The organism is Streptomyces sp. NPDC048659, from assembly GCF_040650575.1.
Classification (GTDB): Bacteria; Actinomycetota; Actinomycetes; order Streptomycetales; family Streptomycetaceae; genus Streptomyces.
Genome location: NZ_JBEZHM010000006.1, coordinates 179,780 through 201,196, shown reverse-complemented (window position 1 = coordinate 201,196; position 21,417 = coordinate 179,780). Strand labels below are relative to the sequence as shown.

At 74.7% G+C, this 21,417-nt stretch carries 16 protein-coding genes; 5 read left to right on the top strand and 11 right to left on the bottom strand.

Features of this window, described 5'->3' with window-relative positions:
* The first annotated feature begins 39 nt into the window (after nucleotides 1-39).
* Nucleotides 40-1,329 (top strand): bifunctional GNAT family N-acetyltransferase/ATP-binding protein, encoded by a 1,290-nt coding sequence (locus AB0C99_RS07455; protein ID WP_362470708.1) that lies wholly within the window; start codon nucleotides 40-42, stop codon nucleotides 1,327-1,329.
* Here AB0C99_RS07455 and AB0C99_RS07450 read toward each other — a convergent pair.
* Together AB0C99_RS07450 and AB0C99_RS07445 are read right to left on the bottom strand one after the other, a co-directional pair.
* A complete protein-coding gene (locus AB0C99_RS07450; protein ID WP_362470705.1) occupies nucleotides 1,307-1,819 on the bottom strand; it encodes a GNAT family N-acetyltransferase in 513 nt (170 codons plus the stop codon). The two genes, AB0C99_RS07455 and AB0C99_RS07450, sit on opposite strands and share 23 nt — an antisense overlap.
* Nucleotides 1,820-1,877: 58 nt before the next feature.
* The gene (locus tag AB0C99_RS07445; RefSeq protein WP_362470702.1) at nucleotides 1,878-3,488 is read right to left on the bottom strand and encodes a hypothetical protein; all 1,611 of its coding nucleotides are present in this window, start codon (nucleotides 3,486-3,488) and stop codon (nucleotides 1,878-1,880) included.
* A 214-nt stretch (nucleotides 3,489-3,702) separates the two neighbouring features.
* On the opposite strand from AB0C99_RS07445, the gene AB0C99_RS07440 reads away from it, so the two are divergent.
* Nucleotides 3,703-5,130 carry a SpoIIE family protein phosphatase gene (locus tag AB0C99_RS07440; protein ID WP_362470699.1) on the top strand — a complete coding sequence of 476 codons (1,428 nt, stop codon included), beginning with the start codon at nucleotides 3,703-3,705 and terminating at the stop codon, nucleotides 5,128-5,130.
* Between the two features lie 169 nt (nucleotides 5,131-5,299).
* Here AB0C99_RS07440 and AB0C99_RS07435 read toward each other — a convergent pair whose 3' ends face one another.
* Nucleotides 5,300-6,790: a hypothetical protein gene (locus AB0C99_RS07435; protein ID WP_362470696.1), complete on the bottom strand. Its 1,491-nt coding sequence runs from the start codon at nucleotides 6,788-6,790 to the stop codon at nucleotides 5,300-5,302.
* Nucleotides 6,791-7,026: 236 nt separating this feature from the next.
* Here AB0C99_RS07435 and AB0C99_RS07430 point away from each other — a divergent pair, with 236 nt between their 5' ends.
* The 3 genes from AB0C99_RS07430 to AB0C99_RS07420 all read left to right on the top strand — a co-directional run bounded on the left by AB0C99_RS07430 (nucleotide 7,027) and on the right by AB0C99_RS07420 (nucleotide 12,747).
* Entirely contained in the window at nucleotides 7,027-8,154 is a 1,128-nt protein-coding gene (locus tag AB0C99_RS07430) for an aminoglycoside phosphotransferase family protein (RefSeq protein ID WP_362470693.1), read from the top strand.
* 354 nt (nucleotides 8,155-8,508) lie between these two features.
* A complete protein-coding gene (locus tag AB0C99_RS07425; RefSeq protein ID WP_362470690.1) occupies nucleotides 8,509-10,386 on the top strand; it encodes a peptidoglycan recognition family protein in 1,878 nt (625 codons plus the stop codon).
* 162 nt (nucleotides 10,387-10,548) lie between these two features.
* Nucleotides 10,549-12,747, top strand: coding sequence for a germacradienol/geosmin synthase (locus AB0C99_RS07420; RefSeq protein WP_362470687.1), 2,199 nt, complete (start codon nucleotides 10,549-10,551; stop codon nucleotides 12,745-12,747).
* A 39-nt stretch (nucleotides 12,748-12,786) separates the two neighbouring features.
* Here AB0C99_RS07420 and AB0C99_RS07415 read toward each other — a convergent pair whose 3' ends face one another.
* From AB0C99_RS07415 to AB0C99_RS07380, 8 genes are all read right to left on the bottom strand, one after another.
* Nucleotides 12,787-13,152 carry an RNA-binding S4 domain-containing protein gene (locus tag AB0C99_RS07415; protein ID WP_362470685.1) on the bottom strand — a complete coding sequence of 122 codons (366 nt, stop codon included), beginning with the start codon at nucleotides 13,150-13,152 and terminating at the stop codon, nucleotides 12,787-12,789.
* 18 nt (nucleotides 13,153-13,170) lie between these two features.
* Nucleotides 13,171-13,671: a hypothetical protein gene (locus AB0C99_RS07410; RefSeq protein WP_362470683.1), complete on the bottom strand. Its 501-nt coding sequence runs from the start codon at nucleotides 13,669-13,671 to the stop codon at nucleotides 13,171-13,173.
* Between the two features lie 49 nt (nucleotides 13,672-13,720).
* On the bottom strand, nucleotides 13,721-16,693 hold the full coding sequence (locus AB0C99_RS07405; protein ID WP_362470680.1) for an AAA family ATPase: 2,973 nt from the start codon (nucleotides 16,691-16,693) through the stop codon (nucleotides 13,721-13,723).
* 118 nt (nucleotides 16,694-16,811) lie between these two features.
* Nucleotides 16,812-17,222, bottom strand: a complete 411-nt coding sequence (locus AB0C99_RS07400) for an ACT domain-containing protein (protein WP_362470677.1) — start codon at nucleotides 17,220-17,222, stop codon at nucleotides 16,812-16,814.
* A 38-nt stretch (nucleotides 17,223-17,260) separates the two neighbouring features.
* Nucleotides 17,261-18,427 (bottom strand): thiolase domain-containing protein, encoded by a 1,167-nt coding sequence (locus AB0C99_RS07395; protein ID WP_362470675.1) that lies wholly within the window; start codon nucleotides 18,425-18,427, stop codon nucleotides 17,261-17,263.
* On the bottom strand, nucleotides 18,420-19,481 hold the full coding sequence (locus AB0C99_RS07390) for a thiolase domain-containing protein (RefSeq protein ID WP_362470672.1): 1,062 nt from the start codon (nucleotides 19,479-19,481) through the stop codon (nucleotides 18,420-18,422). The genes AB0C99_RS07395 and AB0C99_RS07390 overlap by 8 nt, the downstream gene beginning before the upstream one ends.
* Nucleotides 19,478-20,440, bottom strand: coding sequence for an OB-fold domain-containing protein (locus AB0C99_RS07385; protein ID WP_362470669.1), 963 nt, complete (start codon nucleotides 20,438-20,440; stop codon nucleotides 19,478-19,480). Before AB0C99_RS07385 ends, AB0C99_RS07390 begins: the two co-directional genes overlap by 4 nt.
* A 54-nt stretch (nucleotides 20,441-20,494) precedes the next feature.
* A complete protein-coding gene (locus tag AB0C99_RS07380) occupies nucleotides 20,495-21,298 on the bottom strand; it encodes a crotonase/enoyl-CoA hydratase family protein (RefSeq protein ID WP_362470667.1) in 804 nt (267 codons plus the stop codon).
* Nucleotides 21,299-21,417 lie beyond the last annotated feature (119 nt).

Genomic DNA, 21,417 nt, shown 5'->3' with positions numbered 1-21,417 from the left:
CACGGAGCGCGACAGCGGCAACGAGGGGCGGTACCACCGGTGAACTGGCTCATCCACGACTACCGCGAGAGCGATCTCGCCGCCGTCGTCCATCTGATCGACACCACGGCCGAGCTCGGCCAGGAGTCGGTCTTCTCGCTCGCCGAGTGCATCGGCGCGCTGACCTCCCGGCAGCCGGCCGTCGTGGCCGTGCACCAGGGCACCCCCATCGGCGCCGCGCTCGCCTGTGTCGCCGGGGAGCGCGCCTGGGTGATGCGGATCGCGATCTCCTCCGCATGGCGCGGCCGCGGCCTGGCGAGCGCGCTCCTCGTCGAGCTCGAACGGCGCCTGGTGGCCGCCCGGGTGGGCCGGATCGCCTATGTGCTGCCCGAGGAGGAGCTGGTCGGCGAGGGACTGCTCAACGCCGGGTACACCCGCCAGCCCGCCGTGGCGTACTTCGAGAAGGTCGAGCCGCTGCACGGACCCGCGGCGGGCCTCCTCGACGACCTCGGCGGCCGGCTGCTGCCCGCCGACCTGTGGGCCTCGGTGGCCGGCATGGAGCGGGAGAAGGACCTGATCGAACGGCGTGTCGTCCTGCCGCTCGCCGAGCCCGAGCGGGCCGCCCGGCACGGCGTCAGGCCGCCGCGCGCGCTCGGCCTCTTCGGGCCGCCCGGCACCGGCAAGACCACCTTCGCCCGCGCCATCGCCTCCCGGCTCGGCTGGCCGTTCGTGGAGATCCTGCCGTCCCGGCTGGCCGACGAGGGCAACCTCGCGGCGGCGCTGCGTGCCGCGTTCGCCCGGATCGCCGAACTGGAGCGGGTGCTGGTCTTCATCGACGAGGTCGAGGAGATCGCGCCCGTACGCACCGAGCCCGCCGCGTCCGGGGGCACGCACGGGGTGACCAACGAGCTCCTCAAGCTGATCCCGGGCTTCCGCGAACGGGACGAGCGGCTGCTGGTCTGCGCGACCAACTCGATCCGCTCGCTCGACCCGGCGTTCCTGCGCCCGGGGCGCTTCGACTACCTGATCCCGATCGGCACCCCGGACAAGGCGGCCAGGGCCGCGATCTGGTCCCGCTACACGGACGCCCGGCCGGACGTCGACATCGACGCGCTCGTCCTCGCCAGCGAGCTGTTCACCCCCGCCGACATCGAGCACGCGGCCCGGATCGCCGCCCAGAACTCCTTCGAGCGGGACCTGGTCGCGATCGGCGCGCGCGCCGGGGACGGGCCCGCGCCGGGCGCGACCACCGGGGACTACCTGGACGCGATCGCCCAGTGCCGGCCGACGGTCACACCCGAGATGATCGCCCAGTTCGAGTCCGACATCACGACCCACGCCCGGTTCTGAACGCGCCCCGGCGCACCCGGTACAGCACCTGGTGCGCCTCCCACTCCACGTAGGAGTCGGCGTGCGTCATCCCGACGGCCTCCAGGAGCCGCCGCGACGGCGTGTTGGCCTCCTGGGTGACGGCGACGACCGTCGGCGTGTCGGCCAGGGCCCGCTCCACGGCGGCGGCGACGGCCTCCCGGGCGTAGCCCCGCCCCCAGTGCTCGGGCAGGAACTGGTACGACACCTCCGCCTCGCCGCCCCGGCCGGACCTCTCCACCGTGACCAGGCCGAGGACCACCCCGTCGGACGTCCGCTCGACGGCGTGGAAGCCGGGCGCCCCGACGATCCGCCGCTGCCGGATGCGCACCACGGAGTCGATCACGGGTCCGCCCAGGTGGCGCCGCACCTCGGGGTCCGTCCACAGCCGCGTCACGGCCGGCAGGTCCCGCGACCGTACGGGGCGCAGGACGAGCCGCTCGGTGCGGAGCTGGACGGATGCAGGGGCCATGCATCGATGATGCCAGCCTCGCGCGGTACGGGCGGGACACGGGCGGCGGATACGGTCCTCAGCCCAGGCGGCGCTGCAGCGCGGCGAGCGCTCCGGCGCGCCGCCCCGGCACACGGCGCCGCAGCTCGACCAGCGCGGGGCCCAGGGCGCGGGCCCTGGCCTGGTCCTGGATCTGCTCCCACTGGTGGTGGGCGCGGTCCACGGCCCCCTCGACGTCGGGCTCGTCGGGGCCCTGGCGCAGGCCAAGGCGGGCCTGGGCGACGGCGATCCACAGCTCGCAACTGCGCGCGGGCTCCCCGGCGAGCCGCGCCAGATCGGCCCGCACCTCGATCCAGTGCACCGCCTCGCCCGACCGGGGTCCGTGGCGGCGCAGGGCGTCGCTCTCCCAGGCGGCGGCCATCGCGGCGGCCTCGCCGTGCCGCCCCGCCATGGCCGCGGCCAGGATCGCCGGATGCGGATCCCCGCCACCCCCTGACCGCACCGGCCCTGCCGCCCGCGCCACGCCGACGTCCGGCGCCCGGGGCGGCACCGGCGGAGCCGGGGGCACGAGGGGCGCCGGGGGCGCGACGGGCGCGAGCGGCGGAGCCGGGGGCGCGGGCGGGCCCGAGGCCCCTACGGAGGCGGGCACGGGAACGGATGCGGGTGCGGCTACCGGCTCCGGTACGGGAGCGGGCGCCGGGACCGGGGCGGGTGCCGACTCCCCCGCCCCAGCGCCCGCGCGCCGCGCCGTGAGGGAACGGCCGGGCACGCTCCCGAGACGGCGTGTCGCGGGCGAGTCGAGCGTGGGTGCGGGCACGGGCGCGGCGGGCACGGGCACGGCAGGTCCGGGAGCCTCGGGCACGGGCGCCGCAGGCACAGCGGGCACGGCGGGCACAGACTCAGGCACCGCAAGCACAGGCACAGCGGGCCCAGAAGGCGCAGGCGCGGGAGCCGCAGGCCCAGCAGCCGCAGGCACCGCAGCCCCCGGCCCCACAGGCGCAGGCACCGCAGCGACGGAAGCCACAGGCCCTCCCCCCACCCCCGCCCCCATGGCGATCACCACCGCATCCGAAACACCCGCCGCCAAAACCGCCTCCACATGAAGCTCCCGGAGCGGCGGGCGGGCCCCCGCGCGCCACACCGTGGCGCAATGGCGCAGGTATTCCGGGGCCGAGGGGGCGCCCCGCTTGGGGAAGGGGGTCACGTGGGCGAACAGCGCGACGGACGGCCCGAGTCCGAGCGTGTCGGGCTCGGTGGCGAGCCGCTGGAGGAGCTCGGGCTCGGCCGCGAGATCGGCGACGACGGTGGTCGTGCCGGGCCGGCGCGGGGCCAGTTCGGTGGCCAGCCAGTGCCAGGGAAGTCCCGTGTAGCGCAGGGTCGTCGGGGTGCTGCGGGCGAGCGCCAGGTGCGGCAGCCGCTGGCGCCGGTCGAGTTGGAGCTGGCCCGCCAGGCAGAGGACGAGCGGGCCCGGCGAGGCGGCGGCGGCGCGCAGCCGGGTCAGCACGGTCTGCGGATCGAGCGGGTCCGCCAGTTCGACGACCGTCGCCGTGTCCGTACCGGTGAGGGCGCTGGCCGGAACCGCCGCCAGCGCGGGCAGCACGGAGGCCGCGTCGATCGCCCGTCCCCTTCCGGCCGGCGCCGCCGCCAGCAGGAGGGCCGTGCCCACTGTGTTCACCTCGTCGCTCACCACACCAGCACCGTAACCCGAGTCGGTGTGGCCGAAATGCCGTTGTCTACCGGACGGTCATCCGGTGGGCCTTTGGCATATGTCAGAAGCACCACCGTATCGAGTGTTGCCAAATCACTTACGAGGTGTCCCGGCCTGTGCGAAAGTCGTGTCCGGGCTTCAACTTCATGACCCTGGCCGTGCCGTGTGGTCCCAGTCGCCTGTATCGGAGTACGACATGCCGTCCCATCTGTTCGCGGACCGTCCCGCCCAGCCGCCCGAGCCCGGCACGGTGGACGCGCTGATCTCGCAGACGCGGCGTCTGCGGGGGGACGTGGACGCGGTGCGCCGGGACTCGCCGGCGGACGAGGACGACCCGCAGAACCGCTGGCAGCGGGCCCTGTGCGATCTGGCCGTGAGCCAACTGGACGACCTCGGCGCGCACTTGGGACAGCTCAAGGCCGGGCTCCCGGCCGAGCAGGCGGCCGACTCGCCCGCTGCCTACGCCGTGCCCGCGCCGCGCGCCGCCGGGTCCCTGCTGTCCCGGGTCGGCAGCGCCGAGTGGGACCTGCTGACCGACGAGGTCCACTGGTCGGACGAGCTGTTCCAGATCTTCGGGCGCCCCCTGGAGAGCGGCCCGATGTCGCTGGACGAGCTGCCCTCGCTGGTCTTCGCCGAGGACCAGACGCTGCTCCAGTCGATGGTGACGGACTGCCTGATCGACGGGAAGCCGATCGACGGCGAGTTCCGGATTGTCCGCAGCGACGGCCGGGTCCGCACGGTCCACATGACCGGCGAGCCGGTGCTCGACACCGACGGCTGCACGGCCTCGATGTGGGCCGTCCTGCGCGACGTCAGCGAGCTGCGCCGCAGCGAGCGCGCGGTCCGCGAGAGCCGCGACAGCCTCCAGCGGCACCGGCAGATCGAGCACACCGAGCGCCGCGTCGCCGTCGAGCTCCAGGAGGCCGTGCTGCCGCCCTGGCGCGGCTCGCTCCGCTTCGCCCACGGCGGGCCCGCCCCGCTGGACGTGGCCGGGCACTACCTCCCGGCCGCCTCCACGGGGCTCATCGGCGGCGACTGGTACGACGCCCTCGCGCTCCCCGACGGGGACGCGCTGCTCACGGTCGGCGACCTCACCGGGCACGGCGTGGCGGCGACCTCCTCGATGGCCATGCTGCTCGGCGCGCTCCGCGGCATGGCCGTGGCCGGGATCCGGCCGGGCGCCCTCATGGGGCACCTCAACCAGCTCCTGGAGACCTCCGTCCAGCCGGCCCTCGGCAGCGCGATGTGCTGCCGCTACGACCCCGCCTCCCAGGTCCTCACCTGGTCCCAGGCCGGGCACCCCGCCCCGCTGCTGTTCCGCGGCGGAGCGGTGCGCGCCCTGGCCCGGCCGGAGGGCGTGCTCCTCGGCGCCACGACCGGCGCGGCGTACGAGGAGGCCGAGACCCGGCTGCTCCCCGGCGACCTGCTGGTCCTGCACACCGACGGGCTGACCCGCACGGCCGGCGCCCACCACGACGCCGGCACCGGACGGCTGATGGCCCTCGCCCCCCGGCTGGCCGAGGCGCGCGACGCGCAGGACTGCGTACGGTCGGTGATCGAGGAGTTCGGCGAGGGACCGCGCGAGGACGACGCCTGCGTGATGGTCGTCCGGGTCGGCGGCTAGCCGGCCCGGCCGGGACCCGCGGGCGCGGGACCCACGGACGCGGGACACGCCGAGACGCGGCGCCCCGCTCCGAAGGACACGCCGAGGCCCGACGTACGCGCCGGAGCGATTCGGCGCGCCCTCCCCGCACAGGCCCTTCCGCGCACAGGCGCCTCCCCGTACCCGCGCCTCACGCCTCCCCGGTCCTGGGCCGGTTGGTCGGCGCCTTCGGCAGCGCGGTCGCGATCTCCTCGCGCAGGTCCTCGATCTTCGTGTAGCCCGCGTACTGGCCGGTCAGCCGGTACATCTCGCGCAGCCGGTCCCAGGTGCGGTGCGAGGAGGTGTCCCCCATCGACACCAGCGCCAGGCGGGCGTAACGGTCCGCCTGCTCCGGGTCGTCGGCGATGAAGCAGGCCGAGGCCAGCGAGATGTGGTCGAAGAGCTTCGACCGGTCGTGGCCGTTGCGCCGCAGTTCCAGCGCCAGCTTGGCGTGCCGCTGCGCGGGGACCGCGGCGGTCGGGTCGTGCTCGGCGAGGGTGCGGTAGGCCAGCGCCTGCATCCCGTGCAGATCGGCCTCGTCGAAGGTCTGCATCCAGCTCGGCTTCTCCTTCCCCGGGTCGGAGACGAAGAGGTCCTCCGCCTCGCCGAGGGTGCGCCGCATGGCCTGGCCACGGCCCAGCGACGCCTGCGCCCACGCCTCGATGGTGTGGAACATGGCCTGGGTGCGGGGCAGCACCCGCTCCCCCGAGCCCGACTTCGCCAGCTTCATCAGGTCCAGCGCGTCGTCGGGACGGCCCAGGTGCACCATCTGGCGCGCCGCGCGGGAGAGCGCCTCGCCGGCCCGCGGCCGGTCGCCGCCCTCGCGGGCCGCGTGCGCGGCGATCACGAAGTACTTCTGGGCGGTCGGCTCCAGGCCCACGTCGTGGGACATCCAGCCGGCCAGCACGGCCAGGTTGGCGGCGACGCCCCACAGCCGCCGGTGGAGGTGGTCGGGGTGGCGGTAGGCGAGCATCCCGCCCACCTCGTTGAGCTGGCCCACCACGGCCTTGCGCTGGAGGCCGCCGCCCCGGGAGGCGTCCCAGGCCCGGAAGACCTCCACGGAACGCTCCAGCGCGTCGATCTCCTCGGAGCCGATCGGTGCGGCCTCGTAACGGTCGAAGCCCGCCGGATCGGCGTGGAGCGGATCGACGGCGCGGGGGGTGGCGCCGGGGCGTGCGGGGTCGGTGTGCAGCCAGTCCTGCATGGCGTTGGTCAGTACGGAGCCGGCGGCGAGCGCGGCACCCGCGCCCACCAGGCCGCGTCGGTTGAGCATGAGGTCCATTCCCGTGAATTCGGTGAGGACCGCCGCCGTACGCTCGGGCGCCCAGGGCAGCCCGTCAGGGTTGTCGTCGTTCCTGACGTCCCGCCTCTTCCCGGCGCGCCCGTGTCGTACGAACCCGAGGTCCTCGATGGTCACGACACGGCCGAGTCGCTCGGTGAACAGCGCAGCCAGCACCCGGGGCACGGGATCGCGCGGGGTCTCCCCCATGTCGATCCAGCGCCGCACCCGCGAGGTGTCGGTCGACAGCTGCGGATGGCCCATGGCCGCCGCCTGCCGGTTCACGAGCCTCGCGAGTTCGCCCTTGGACCACCCGGCGAGGCCGAAGAGGTCCGCCAGGCGGGTGTTGGTCTGTCCGGTCACGTCTAAGCCCCCAGGTTCTCGGCTGAGTTGACAGTAACCCCCTGTCAGAGGGGTGGCGACTATTCGCCAGGGTTCGCCAGGGTGCGCCCGATGTTCCGCCACCCGAGCCCGGGTGTCAGGTAGGAAAGCGCCACCCCGTCCCGTCGACCGGCCCTCATTTTCCCCAGGGTGCGGACCGTTGGGCGGGCGGGGCGACGCACGCAACTCGTCGGCGCACGAAGGGATCTGTCTCCTCCATGTACACAGCATCGTCCTCCGTGACCGCCCCGCCCCGGCCGCTCCACCGCACCGTCCCGGCCGGCTCCGGACCGTACCTCGCCCCCGTTCCGCAGGGAGCGGCGCGGCCGAGGCGCTGGGCGGGGAGCACCGTCCAGCCGCCCAGCGGGAGAATCGATCTGTCCGGCCCCCAGGGCACGCAGCTGCGGATGGCGATCGCGTCCGTGCACCGGATCTGCCCGGAGTTCAATCCCGTCCAGGTGCTGCGCCGCAGCGGCCGTTCCGTGCTCATCGTCGGGACGACCGGGCGGACCACGGCGGTCGCGAAGTGTTTACTGGACCATTCGCCCGCGTGGGTCGAGCGGTTCCGGCACGAGATAGCGGCCTACCGCTCCTTCGTCCGGCACCGTCCCCCGGTGCGCGCGCCGCGGCTGATCGCCGCGGACCCGGAGAACTGCACGCTGGTGATCGAGCGGATGCCCGGGCGGGCGGCGGCGCTGACGCGCCACCCCGCCGAGGCTCCGCCCCGCGCGGACGTACGGGCCGCGCTCGGAGCGGTCGCCCGGCTCAACGCCTGGCGTCCGCCGGCCGGGACCTTCGACGCCCCGCTCGACTACGGGGCGCGGATCTCCCGCTTCCATGAGCTCGGTCTGTTCACCGACCGTGACCGCGACGACCTGCAGAAGCTGCTGCACGGGCTGGCCCAGGCGGGCGGCCGGCAGGGCATGGGGCAGTTCTGCCACGGGGACGCCCTGCTCTCCAACATCCTGCTCTCCCCGGCCGGTCCGGTCTTCGTCGACTGGGAGCACGCGGGCTGGTACCTGCCCGGGTACGACCTGGCGACGCTGTGGGCGGTCCTCGCGGACGCCCCGCTGGCGCGGCGCCAGATCAGCCAGCTGGCCCAGCAGGCGGGCACGGCCTCGCGGGACGCGTTCCTGGTGAACCTGATGATCGTGCTGACCCGTGAGATCCGTACGTACGAGACGGCGGTGCAGCGCACCATCCGGGAGGCGCCGCCGGCCGGTTCGGTCCCGGTGCCCGCCGGGGCGGTCTCGCCCGGCGAGGAGCAGCGGCGGCTGCTGCGCCGGCTGCACGACGACTGCGCGATGGCACGGCGGGCCGTGCGCGCGGCGGTCGGGACCCGCTGAGGGGCTCCGGCACGGAACGGGGGCGGCGCGTCGTGCGCCCGGTGCCGACACACCGGGGGCGCGGCGCGTGTCATGGTCCGGAGGGGCGCGCGACGGCGCTCATTGGTCCACTCCACTGACGCGCCGCAGGCGGGCGCGCCGCCCGCGCGAAACTCCGCCCGTCCGCCGCTCCAGCCGCTCTGACGTGGGAAATCGCCTTTGCCTACGGGTGATTGACGGATGCCTCGGAAGCCGCTACCCCTGTACGGGTTCGGTACCGCACGGCCCCCGTTCTCCCATCCGTCGCTGGAGGCTGCCTTGCTCCGTTCCGCGTTCCTCAGACGTGCCGCTCCGGCCGTCCTGCTCCTTCCCCTGTTGTCCGGCGCGCCGTCGGCGACCGCCGACGAGCCGGTGGCGGGTGCGTTGCAGCGCCAGTTCGCGGCGGCGGCCGAGCGGTACGGCGTGCCGCCCGGCGTGCTGCTCGGCGTGTCGTACCTCCAGTCGCGCTGGGACGGACACGCCGGCGCGCCGAGCGTGACCGGGGGCTACGGCCCGATGCACCTGACGGACGCGGTGACCGCGCTGGCCGAGGCGCCGCACCACTCCGAGGGCGGTGAGGACGCGCGCGGCGACGAGGCGCGGGGGCCGCGCACGGCCGGGCCCGCGCGGGGGCCCTCGGCGGCGGAGCTGCCGCCGAGGCTGCGGACGCTGGAGCGGGCGGCCGAGCTGTCCGGGCGGTCGCCGGAGGAGCTGCGGACCGGTACGGCGGCGAACATCGAGGGCGGCGCGGCGCTGCTCGCGGCGGCGCAGCGGGAGGCGGGCCTCCCGGCGAGCGCGGACCCGGCCGACTGGTACGGGGCGGTGGCGCGCTACTCGGGCGCCGACGACGCGGCGACGGCGGCGGCCTACGCGGACGACGTCTTCGACGTGATCCGGACGGGCGCGGCGCGGACGACGGACGGCGGGCAGGCGGTGACCCTGGCGGCGGAGCCGTCGCTGGTCCCGGCGAAGGCCCAGCTCCGGGCGCTGGGGCTGCGCGCCCCCGCGAAGGGTCCGGTGGAGTGCCCGCGCACGGTGGCCTGCGAGTGGATCCCGGCGCCGTACGCGGAGTTCGGGGACGGCGACTACGGCAATCACGACCTGGGCGACCGGCCGTCCTCGCAGTCGATCGACTACATCGTGATCCACGACACCGAGGCGAGCTGGGACACCACGCTGAAGCTGGTGCAGGACCCGACGTACGTGTCGTGGCAGTACTCGCTGCGGTCCTCGGACGGGCACGTGGCGCAGCACCTGGCGCTGAAGGACGTGGGCTGGCACGCGGGCAACTGGTTCGTGAACGCCAAGTCGGTGGGGCTGGAGCACGAGGGGTTCCTGACCTCGCCGGACTCCTGGTACACGGAGGCGATGTACCGCAGTTCGGCGCGGCTGGTGCGGTATCTGGCGGGGCGGTACGGCATTCCGCTGGACCGGCTGCACATCCTGGGCCACGACAACGTGCCGGGCACGGTGACCTCGTCGATCCGCGGGATGCACACGGATCCGGGGCCGTACTGGGACTGGGCGCACTACTTCCGGCTGCTGGGCCGGCCGATCACGCCGAGCGCGGGGCCGGACGCCGGGGTGGTGACGATCCGTCCGGAGTACGAGGGGAACCGGCCGGTGTACACGGGCTGCGCGACGGCCGGTGCGGCGTGTGCGCCCCACGGGAGCGGGGCCGTGCGCCTGCACACCGCGCCGAGCGCCGACGCGCCGCTGGTGAAGGACATCGGGCTGCGGCCGGGCGGGCAGGATTCGACGGTCGACGTCAACGACACGGGGGCGCGGGCGTCGACGGGCCAGAGCTTCGCGGTCGCGGAGCGCCGGGGCGGCTGGACGGCGATCTGGTATCTGGGGCAGAAGGCGTGGTTCCACGACCCGAGGGAGGCGCGGACGGCGGTGGACGCGCGCGGGACGGTGCTGACGCCGAAGGAGGGCCTGGAGTCGGTGCCGGTGTACGGGCGGGCGTATCCGGAGGCTTCGGCCTATCCGGCGGGCGTGCCGGTGCAGGCGGTGTCCCCGCTGCCGTACAGGCTGCTCGCCGGGCAGCGGTACGTGGTGGGCGGCAGCACCCTGGGAGAGTACTTCTTCGCTCCGACGTTCGATCCCACGGGGCACACGGTCGTGCGGGGTCAGGAGCGGTACTACGAGATCCAGTTCGGGCATCGGGTGGCCTTCGTGAAGGCCACTGACGTGCGGGTTTCCCGGGCCTGAGGGCGCGAAGGGCGGGGCGTCCACGGGATGCCGGCCGGGTCACGGCCCGACCGGCGCCCCGTGGCGTTCATATGACTATTCCGGTGTTCGCGTGAACGCGGGGGTCGAGGGGTAATGCTCGGCCGGACGACAGCCCCCCGTTCTCCGAAAGGCCCCCCTGGCATGGCTCAGCCCTTCGTTCTGCCGGATTTCTACGTACCGTATCCGGCACGGCTCAACCCCCATGTGGAGGCCGCCCGCGTCCACACCCGGGACTGGGCCCGGGAGATGGGGATGCTGGAGGGCTCCGGCGTCTGGGAGGAGGCCGACCTCCAGGCCCACGACTACGCGCTGCTGTGCTCCTACACCCACCCGGACTGCGACGCGGAGGCCCTCTCCCTCGTCACCGACTGGTACACCTGGGTCTTCTTCTTCGACGACCACTTCCTGGAGATCTTCAAGCGCTCCCAGGACCGGGCGGGCGGCAAGGCGTACCTCGACCGGCTGCCGCTGTTCATGCCGGCCGACCCCGCCGCCGGGATGCCCGAGCCGGTCAACCCGGTCGAGGCCGGACTCGCCGACCTGTGGCGGCGGACCGTGCCCGCGATGTCGGAGGCGTGGCGGGTGCGGTTCGCCGAAGCCACCGAGCACCTGCTGTACGAGTCCCTCTGGGAGCTCGACAACATCAACGACGGGCGGATCGCCAACCCCCTGGAGTACATCGAGATGCGCCGCAAGGTCGGCGGCGCCCCCTGGTCGGCCGGGCTCGTCGAGTACGCGGCGGGCGCCGAGGTCCCCGAGCGGGTGGCCTACTCCCGGCCGCTGCGCGTGCTGCGGGACACCTTCTCCGACGCCGTCCACCTGCGCAACGACCTCTTCTCCTACCAGCGCGAGGTGGAGGAGGAGGGCGAGAACAGCAACGGCGTGCTGGTCCTGGAGACCTTCCTCGGCTGCACCACCCAGGAGGCGGCGGAGGCGGTCAACGACCTGCTGACCTCACGGCTCCACCAGTTCGAGAACACCGCGCTCACCGAGGTGCCCGCGCTCTGCCTGGAGCAGGGGCTCGGCCCGGCGGAGGCCGCCGCCATCGCCGCGTACGTCAAGGGGCTCCAGGACTGGCAGTCCGGCGGCCACGAGTGGCACCTGCGCTCCAGCCGCTACATGAACGAGGGCCTGGTGGGCGCCGACGCGCCGGGAAGCGGCACCTTCGGCGCGTCCGCGCGGAACATCCGCACCCTCTTCGGGCGTCAGGCGGCGAGCCGGGCGCGCGCCCTCACCCATCCGCCGCACCAGCCGGTGGGGCCCTCGCTGCTGCCGGAGTTCGACCTCCCGTACCCCGTCAGTGTCAGCCTGCACCACCAGGAGGCCAAGCGGCGCTCGGAGGACTGGGCCGAGCGGATGGGGCTCCTGGACGGGCTGTGGGACCGGCCGATGATGGAGGGCTTCGACTTCGCGCTCTGCTCGGCCGGGCTCGACCCGGACGCCACCCTGGAGGAGCTGGAGACCAGCGCCCTGTGGCTGACCTGGGGCACCTACGCCGACGACTACTACCCCTTCGCCTTCGGGTACTCCCGCGACCTCGTCGGCGCCGCCGAGCAGACCCGGCGGCTCAAGGCGCTGATGCCGCTGGAGACCCCGGACGCGCCGCCCGCGCATGTGCTCAACCCGCTGGAACGCGCGCTCGCCGACCTGTGGGCCCGCACCGCGAGCCCGCTGGAGCCCGCCGCGCGGGCCGAGCTCCGCGGCGCCCTCGACGTGATGCTGGACAGCTGGATGTGGGAGCTGTTCAACACCGCGCAGCACCGGGTGCCCGACCCGGTCGACTACATCGAGATGCGCCGGGCCACCTTCGGCTCGGAGCTGACGATGCTGCTGTGCCGGCTGCGGCACCGGCGGACGCTGCCGCCCGAGCTCTTCCGCACGGGCACGGTGCGCGCCCTGGAGAACGCGGTCGCGGACTACGGGGCCTTCGTCAACGACCTGTTCTCGTACCAGAAGGAGATCGAGGTCGAGGGCGAGACGCACAACCTGGCGCTGGTGGTGCAGAAGTTCTTCGACTGCGACTATCCGACGAGCGTCCGGATGGTCGACGGCCTGATGCGCGGGCGGCTGCGCCAGTACGAGCATCTGAAGCGGCGCGAAGTGCCCCTGCTCTACGCGGACTTCGAGCTGGACGCGGCGGGCCGGGCGGCCTTCGCGGCGTATCTGCGGGAGCTGGAGGACTGGCTGGCCGGGGTGCTCCACTGGCATCGCTCCGTGCGGCGGTACGGGCCGGAGGACGTGCGATCCGGCAGCGGCAGCCGACTGCTCCCGGCGGGCCCGCGCGGGCTCGGGACGGCCACGGCCCGGGTGGCGGGACTGCTCGGCGCGCCGGTCGGCTGAGGCCGGGCGCGGAGACCGCCCCGCGGGGCGGTCTCCGGGTCAGGGGCGGAGGCCCCGGAGCTGGTCGAGTTCGCGGCGGTCGCGCTTGGTGGGGCGGCCGGCGCCCCGGTCGCGGACGGCCGCCACGGCGACGTGTTCGCGCGGCGGCGGGGGCGGGCTGTTGTCCACGTACGCCTCGGCGGCGGCGGGCGGGCCGACCCGCTTGGTGAGCAGCTCCTTGACCTCGACGATCCGCTGCCGGCCGCCGTGCGTCAGCCGCACCTCGTCGCCCGGCTTCACCGGCTGGGCGGGCTTGGCCCGCTCCCCGTTGACCTTGACGTGACCGGCGCGGCAGGCCGCGGCGGCCTGGCTGCGGGTCTTGGTGAGCCGGACCGCCCAGATCCAGCTGTCGACGCGTGCGCTCATCGGCCCCCGGCCTCCCCGTCAGCCCTGCTGGAACAGCTCGGCGGGCAGCGGCTTGAGCAGCGCGTACAGGTCGTCGGTGATGGGCCGGTCCCAACTGGCGATGGTCACCAGGACGTTGTCGCTGCGGTCGAACTGGACGCAGGAGATGCGGCTCTCGGAGAGCTTGAGCCGGCGCACGATCAGCAGGTTGTCGCCCTGCATCACCGGGACGTCCTCGACGTCGAGGACGTCGACCGGCTCGTCGTTCTCCAGGGCGGCGAGGAGCTGGGCCACCTCGAAGGGGATCTGCCCCTCGGCGAGCTCGCGCGCCGGGGAGCCCTCGGGGAGGTTGCCGATGATCATCGCGGGTCCCCTGCCGCCGAAGAGGTCGTAGCGCAGGAACACACCCTGGCAGGTGCCGTCGGGGGCCGGGAGCAGCCCGGCGCCGAGATTGCCGGGCCAGTCCCCCGGGTCCATGGCGAGGACGTCGAAGTCCGGGCCAGCGGGAGTGGCGGCGCTGCGGCGGCGGAGGAAGGACATACTGCCATGGTACGTGTCCCGGCGCGCGGTGCGGCGCGCCGGGGCGGTGTCAGGGTCTGCCGCCGGTCAGGGCCTCGGCGAGGCCCGCCGGGTCGGTGCCGAGCTTGCGGTAGACGGCGGAGAGCAGCCGGGTGACGGCGGCCTGGTCCAGGCCCAGGACGGCGGCCGGGTCCTCGCCGCGCAGGGTCAGCTCGGCGGCGGCGCGCTCGCGGACGGTGAGCGTGTCGGTGCCCGTCGGGTGCAGCGTGCGGGGGCGGAGGCCGGCGGCGGCGAGCTCGGCCCTCGCGTCGTCGACGAGGCCGTCGGCGCCGCAGTCCTGGGCGGTCTCCAGGCCCCGGTAGAGGTGCTCGGCGGCCTCGGTGCTGCGGCCGGTGCGGCGCAGCGCGCCGCCGAGGGCGACCAGGGAGCGGGCCAGCTCGTAGGCGGCGGGCGAGCGCTCCAGCCAGTCCACGGACTCCTCCAGGAGCTTGACCCGCTCGCCCTCGGCGGAGACCTCGGCGGTGACGCGGAGCGCCTGGCCGATCGCGGAGGGCGCGCCGTACTGGCGGGCCCGGGCGACGGCCTCCAGGGCCGTGTCGCGGGCCCGCTCGGGGGTGTCGCGGGCCTCGGCGAGGGCGAGGTGGAGGAGCCAGGGGCACCAGGCGGGGTTGCGCATCCCGCGCGGGTCGAGGCGGCGGCCGACGGAGGCGAGCTCGGCGGCGGCGGCCTCGGTGCGGCCGGTGGCGAGGAGCAGTTCCCCGTAGACGGTCTGGGAGTCGGGGAAGGTGACGGCGGCGGGGAAGGGCTCGCCGAAGTCGTGGGCGCGGGCGACCCGCTCGGCCTCGTCGGTGCGGCCCCGGGCCAGCAGCACCTCGACCATCACGCCGACGGCGTACCACTCGCAGGGGGTGCGGGGGCCGACGCGCTCGGCGAGCCGCAGTCCGGCGCGGACGAAGTCCTCGGCCTCGACGAGCCGGCCGCGGCGGTAGCGGATGTAGCCGAGCAGGGTGTACGCGAAGGAGAGGTGGGCGCCGCGCCAGCCCTGGCGTTCGAACTCGGCGGTGCCGTCGGCGAAGAGCTCCTCGGCGCGGCCGGGCCGGTCGGCGTAGAGGAAGGTGAGGGCGGAGAGGACGGGGACCTCGAAGCCGCGGCTCTCGTCGGCCCAGCTGAGGCCGCCGGTGAGGGCCCGGTCGGCGTGGCCGACGGCGACGGCGGAGGGTTCGCCGCGCAAGGTGGCGTCCCAGGCGCGCAGGCCGATGATGTACCGCTCGGTGAGGTCGCGGCCGGTGAGCCGGTCGGCGAGCCGGGCGAGGCGGCGGGAGCGGGCGGGCGAGTCGGGTTCGTCGGCGCGGAAGGCGTCCCACATGAACTTCTCCGACTGCATGCGCAGGCGGCTGCGGGCGTCGGTGGTGAGCCGGGACTCCCGGCCGAGGAGCTCGGACGCCTCGACGAGCCGGTCGCTGTGGGCGAGGACCTGGGAGAGGCGGTAGACGATGCCGTGCCGCAGGGCAGCGTCGGCGATGGGCTCCTCCAGGGCGGCGCGGAGGTGGTTGACGGTGGTGGCGGGTTCGGTGAGCAGCGAGGCGCAGCCGAGTTCGAAGAGGACGGCCGCGCGCTCGTCCTGGTCCGGGGGTTCGCGCAGGGCGCGGGCGAGGTAGCGGCGGGCGGTGTCGGGGGCGCCGGCCCGCAGGGTCTCCTGGGCGGCGGCGCGCAGGTGCTGGACGACCCAGGGGTCGCCCTCGGGGTGGGTCTCGACGAGGTGGCGGGCGGCGGTGGTGGAGCCGAGTCCGGCGTCGACGACGCACCAGGCGGCCTGGCCGTGCAGGGCGACGCGGGTGGCGGCGGGGATGGCGTCGTAGACGGCGGTGGCGATGAGGGGGTGGACGAACTCCAGGGTGTCGCGGCCGGGTTCGGCGTCGGGGTCGGCCGGGGCGAGCACGCGGGCGCGGCGCAGGCGTTCGGCGCAGCGGGCGACCTCCTCGCCGCCGAGTCCGGCGACGGCTCCGGCGAGCTGCGGGGAGATCTCGGTGCCGAGGACGGCGCAGGCCCAGGCGAGGCGGACGGTGGAAGTGCCGAAGCCCTCGATCTGGGCGATGAGGCCGCTGCCCTTGACGGCGGCGGCGAGGTCGCGCAGGGCGTGGGCGCGGTCGGCGGTGGGTTCGAGGCCGCGGTCGCGGACGCGGGCGGCGAGTTCGACGGCTTCGAAGGGGTTGCCGGCGGTGACGGTCCAGATCTCCTGGCAGAAGGCGTCGTCGGCGTGGGCGCCGACCCGGTCGCGGACCAGCCCTGCTATGGCCTCGGGGGTCAGCGGTTCCAGGCCGAGCGGGCGCTGGCCGGAGCGGCGGCCGGTGAACTCGGAGCCGGATTCGGGGAGTTCGTCGGGGCGGTAGGCCACGACGAGCAGCATGGGCAGGTCCTCGGCGCGGGGTGCGAAGGCGGAGAGCCAGCCGAGGGACTCCGGGTCGGCCCAGTGGGCGTCGTCGAGGACGACGACGAGCGGGGCGCGGCGGACGGCGAGGTGGGTGAGGACCCAGTCGAGGCCGTCGCGCAGGCCCTGGGGGTCGGGCGGGGAGCCTTCGGCGGCGGTGCACAGGCCGAGGGCGGGGCCGACGATGTCGTACCAGCCGCCGAGGCGCTCGGTGAGTTCGGTGCGGGAGGCGGCGGCGAGCTGGGGCTGGAGGAGCTGGCGGGCCACGTGGAAGGCGACGCGCTGTTCCTGGTCGCCGCCGCGGGCGGACAGGACGGTGCAGCCCTTGGCGGCGGCGCGGCGGCGGATCTCGGCGAGCAGGGTGGTCTTGCCGAGTCCGGCGGGGGCCGCGTAGGCGAGGACGCCGCCTCGGGGCGGGTGGGCGCCGGGGGCGGCGGGGGTGGCGGGGTCCCGCGGGATCCGGGGTTCCTCGGGTTCGCGTACGAGTCGGAGCCGCGGGGTGCGCGGCTCCTGGCCGGTCAGGAGGTCGAGGGCCTCCTCGGCCGCCGCGAGTTCGGCCTCGCGCTCGAACAGGCCGAAGCCGCGGGCTCCGGTCCTGCCGGTGTTTCCTGCCATCGTCCACCCCCACGGTGGGGGCGCATGCCCGGCGCACGGCTGGTGCGGCCCGGGTGCTGGCCCCGCGAAAGCCCCAGCGTACGCCGGGACGCGCCCCGGGGGAGGGGCTTTGTGGGGATCATGTGAACGGGGTCGCGGAGCGGGCGGACAGGGCGTTGAGCGTCGTCAACGCCTCCTCCGCCCTGGCGTGTTCCACGAACAGGTGGTCGTGGTGGAAGCCCGCCACCACGTTGCAGCTCAGGCCGGACTCGGCGAGGGCGCGGGCCACCGCCGCGGTGAGGCCGACGGCGTCGAGGGCGGAGTGGACGCGCAGGGTGATCCAGCCCGCCACGTAGTCGTACGCCAGGTGCCGGGCGTCGGCGTCCTCCTGGCGTACGACCATCGTCAGCCCCTCGCGTTCGGCGACGGTGGCCACCGGGGCGACACCCGCGGGCACGGGGCCGTCCACGGTGGTGAAGACGTAGCGGCCGGGGTGGAGCTCCGGTCGCATCCCGGACAGCAGCCGGGTCAGGTCTCGCTCTGCGCTCATGATCGCCAGGGTAGGGGGCCCCGGCGGGTGCCGCGTGGTCAGGTGGCCGGGGGTTCCGCGCCGACCAGCCACATCGCGAAGAACTGGGCGCCGCCGCCGTAGGCGTGTCCCAGGGCCCGGCGGGCCCCGGGGATCTGGTGTTCGCCGGCCTGGCCGCGGACCTGGAGGGCGGCCTCGGCGAAGCGGATCATGCCGGAGGCTCCGATGGGGTTGGTGGAGAGGACTCCGCCGGACGGGTTGACCGGGAGGTCGCCGTCGAGTTCGGTGACCCCGGCCTCGGTGAGCTTCCAGCCCTCGCCCTCCTCGGCGAAGCCCAGGTTCTCCAGCCACATCGGCTCGTACCAGGAGAAGGGGACGTACATCTCGACGGCGTCGATCTGGCGGCGCGGGTCGGTGATGCCTGCCTGCCGGTAGACGTCGGCGGCGCAGTCGCTGCCCGCGCGCGGGGAGACGAAGTCCTTGCCCGCGAAGAGGGTGGGCTCGCTGCGCATGGCGCCGCCGTGCAGCCAGGCGGGCGGGCGGGGCGAACGGGCCGCGCCCGCCCGGTCGGTGAGGACCATGGCGCAGGCGCCGTCGGAGGAGGGGCAGGTCTCGGAGTAGCGGATCGGGTCCCAGAGCATCGGGGACGCCTGGACCTTCTCCAGGGTGAGGTCGTGTTCGTGGAGGTGGGCGTACGGGTTCTTGAGCGCGTTGCGGCGGTCCTTGTACGCGACGAGGGAGCCGATCGCGTCGGGGGCGCCGGTGCGGCGCATGTAGGCGCGCACGTGCGGGGCGAAGAAGCCGCCCGCCCCGGCGAGCAGGGGCTGCTGGAAGGGGACGGGGAGGGACAGGCCCCACATGGCGTTGGACTCGGACTGCTTCTCGAAGGCGAGGGTGAGGACGGTGCCGTGGACGCGGGCGGCGACGAGGTTGGCGGCGACGAGGGCGGTGGAGCCGCCGACGGAGCCCGCGGTGTGGACGCGGAGCATCGGTTTGCCGACGGCGCCGAGGGCGTCGGCGAGGTAGAGCTCCGGCATCATGACGCCCTCGAAGAAGTCCGGGGCCTTGCCGATGACGACGGCGTCGATGTCGGCCCAGGTCAGCTCGGCGTCGGCGAGGGCGCGCAGGGCGGCCTCGCGGACCAGTCCGGCCAGGGAGACGTCGTGGCGGGCGGCGACGTGCTTGGTCTGGCCGATCCCGACGATCGCGACGGGCTCCTTACTCATGCGAGTCCCCTTCCAGGACGGCGACCAGGTTCTGCTGGAGGCAGGGCCCGGAGGTGGCGTGGGCGAGGGCGCGGCGGGAGGCGCCGCGGTGGATGCGGGCGGCGGCCTCGCCGATGCGGATGAGGCCGGCGGCCATCACGGGGTTGGCGGCGAGGGCGCCGCCGGAGGGGTTGACGCGGGTCTCGTCGCCGAGGCCGAGGGCCTTGCGCAGGACGACCTCCTGGGAGGTGAAGGGCGCGTGGAGCTCGGCGGTGTCGAGGGGCGGGCGGCCGGGGTCGAAGGCGCCCGCGCGCGTGGCGGCGAGCCGGGTGGAGGGCGAGTCGGTGAGGTCGCGGACGCCGAGGGAGTGGGCCTCGATGCGGTGGTCCATGCCGGTGATCCAGGCGGGCCTGGCGCACAGTTCGCGGGCCTTGTCCCCGGCGGCGAGGATCACGGCGGCGGCGCCGTCGCCGATGGGCGGGCAGTCGCCGGTGCGCAGCGGGGCGACGAGGTGTTCGCCCTGCGGGCGGGCGCCGGGGAGCTGGGCGTGCGGGTTGGCGGCGGCGTCCTCGCGGCTGCGGGCGGCGATCCTGGCGAGGCCGGGTTCGTCGGTGTCGCCCGCGTCGATGAGGGCCTGGGCCTGGAGGGCGGCGAGGGCGACGGAGTCGGGCCAGAGGGGGGCCACGTAGTAGGGGTCGAGCTGGCGGGTCAGCACGTCGCGGACGGAGCCGGGCGAGGACTTGCCGTAGGAGTAGACGAGGGCGGTGTCGGCCTCGCCGGTGAGCAGTTTGACCCAGGCTTCGTAGAGGGCCCAGGCGCCGTCCATCTCGACGTGGGACTCGGAGATGGGGGGCCAGGCGCCGACGCCGTCGAGGGCCATGGTGAAGGAGAAGGCGCGGCCGGCGAGGTAGTCGGAGGAGCCGGAGCAGGTGAAGCCGATGTCGGAGGTCTTCAGGCCGGTCTGGCGCAGCACGTCGTGGAGGACGGGCATCACCATCTCGACTTCGGAGAGCTCGTCGGTGCGCCGGGTGTGGTCGGTCTGGGCGAAGGCGACGATCGCCACGTCTCGGCTCACAGCATCTCCTTGTACGTGTCGTAGTCGGCGTCCGGCTCCCCGGTGGGGCGGTAGTGGTCGGGGTAGCGGCCGTCCTCGCTCCACACGGGTTCGACGCGCAGGCCCATGCGGACCTGGTCGTAGGGGATGCCGCCGATCCGGCCGTGCAGGGCGAGCCCGGCGCCGTCGAGGGCGATGTGGGCGTAGACGTAGGGGACCTCGATGTCGAGGTTCTTCGCCTTGATGTTGACGATGCAGTACGTGGTGACGGTGCCGCGCGGGCCGACCTCGACCTTGTCGGTGGTGGCGACGCCGCAGGTGGGGCAGGCGCCGCGGGGCGGGACGTAGACCTTGGCGCAGGAGGGGCAGCGTTCGCCGACGGTGCGGTGGCCGGCGAGGGCGTGGAGGTAGCCGGTCTGGGCGCGGCCGGGGCTGTAGGTGTAGTCGAGGCGGGCGGGGGCGACGATGCCGGTGACGGGTTCGGGGAAGCGCCCGTCGTGGCCGGGGGGCGGGGTGTCGGCGGCCGGCGCGGGCTCCTCGTACGGTTCGAAGCAGGCGATGTCGGTGATCTCGCCGCGGCGTTCGGCGGCCCAGCGGATCCGGACGCGCATGCCGGTGCGGACGGCTTCGGGGCCGGGCGCGTCGAGGGCGTGCAGGAGGGCGGTGTCGGCGCCGTCGGGGCGGACCAGGACCCAGGCGAAGGGGGTGGCGAGGGGCTGGCCGCGGCGGGGTGACGGGTTCCAGGCCCAGGTGGTGACGGTGCCGGTGGCGGGGAGTTCGACGAGTTCGCCGAGCTCGGCGGCGGTCTCGGGGTCGTATTCGACGGGCGGCACGAGGACCTTCCCGCTCTCGGTGCGCACGCCGAGGAGGGTGCGTTCGCGCAGTCCGGTGAGGAAGGCGGACTGGACGGGGCCGAGGGAGCGGGTGAAGGGGAACTCGACGACGAGGGGGGCCGAGAGCGTCTCGGGGGCGGCTGTCATGGGGCGGCTCCTTGGTGGGTGGGCGCGGGCGGCGGTGGCGGGCGGTGCGCGCGCTCACTCGCGCCGGTAGACCGGCGGGCGCTTCTCCGCGAAGGCCCTGGCGCCTTCCTTGGCGTCGGCGGTGGCGAAGATCGGCCAGCCGCGCTTGAGTTCGGCGGCCAGGCCCTCCTCCTCGGTGAGGTCCGCGGTCTCGTAGACGGACGCCTTGACGGCCTCGACGGCGAGCGGCCCGCACGCGTTGATCCGCTCGGCGGTCTCCAGGGCCGCGTCGAGGGCGGTGCCGTCGGGGACGACGCTGCCGATGAGGCCGATCCGCTGGGCCTCGTCGGCCGTGTAGGGGCGGCCGGTGAGGAGCATCTCCAGGGCGTGGGTGCGCGGGATCTGGCGGGGCAGCCGGACGGTGGAGCCGCCGATCGGGAACAGGCCGCGGCGGACCTCGAAGAGGCCGAAGGTCGCGGAGGCCCCGGCGACGCGGATGTCGGTGCCCTGGAGGATCTCGGTGCCGCCCGCGACGCAGGGGCCCTCCACGGCGGCGATCACCGGTTTGCGGGGGCGGTGGTGCCGCAGCATCGCCTTCCAGTGCAGGTCCGGGTCGGCGGTCATGCGGTCGCGGTACGCCTCGCCCGCCATGCCCTTGCCGGCCAGGGCCTTGAGGTCCATGCCCGCGCAGAAGCTGCCGCCCGCGCCGGTGAGGACGACGGAGCGGACGGTGTCGTCGGCGTCGGCTTCCAGCCAGCCGTCGTAGAGGCCGACGAGCATCGGCAGCGAGAGGGCGTTCCGCGCCTCGGGCCGATTGAGGGTGAGTACGAGCGTGGCGCCTTCGCGCCGCACGGTGAGGTGCTCGGTGCTGCCGCCCATGGGCGTCTCCCGTCTCCAGTTCTGGAACAGGTTGCAGGAGTGCCGGGTCCAGTTCAATAGTTTTCTGACACCCAGTCAGATTCTTCTGCGCGACCCCTTCCGCCCTCCGGTCTTCGGTG